This window comes from Cupriavidus sp. WS (assembly GCF_000395345.1).
GTDB lineage: Bacteria > Pseudomonadota > Gammaproteobacteria > Burkholderiales > Burkholderiaceae > Cupriavidus > Cupriavidus basilensis_B.
In genome coordinates, this window is the sequence record NZ_AQPL01000669.1 from 1 (window position 1) to 423 (window position 423).

Annotated in this window: 1 pseudogene; it reads right to left on the reverse strand. The window is 66.2% G+C overall.

What is annotated here, in order from left to right:
- Positions 1–423 (reverse strand): annotated as a pseudogene (locus K206_RS44115) (type VI secretion protein VasK); the annotation flags it as partial.

Here is a 423-nt window from a genome sequence, read left to right on the forward strand (position 1 = left end):
GCGGTCACGCCCGTTCTGGATCAACTGCTCGATGCTGCGATTCGCCAATTGGTCACGCAGGGTCTGCAGCGCGGTGCCGATGGCGGTGGCGTCAGCACCGCGCGGCAACTCGCAGCCGATCACAGGTGTATCGCCGTTGGCGGTCACGTCTGCCTGGGCGACATCGAGCAGGTAGATCGGTGCAGACCAGTGCAACACCTCGGCGATGCGGACCAGGTGGAAGCCATAGGGGTGGTGGCCACGGTTCTGGGATGGCAATTGGGCCTCGCCGTCGGTCACGAGGACCACGGCATCGATCGGCCGGCGCCGGCGCAGCTTATAGATCTGCTTGAGCCATGCGGCGTCCGGCTGGCCGCCCTCGCCGCCCTTGCTCCATAGCAGCACCGCGTCAGGGGTGATCAGCCAACCTGGCTCGGCAAGATC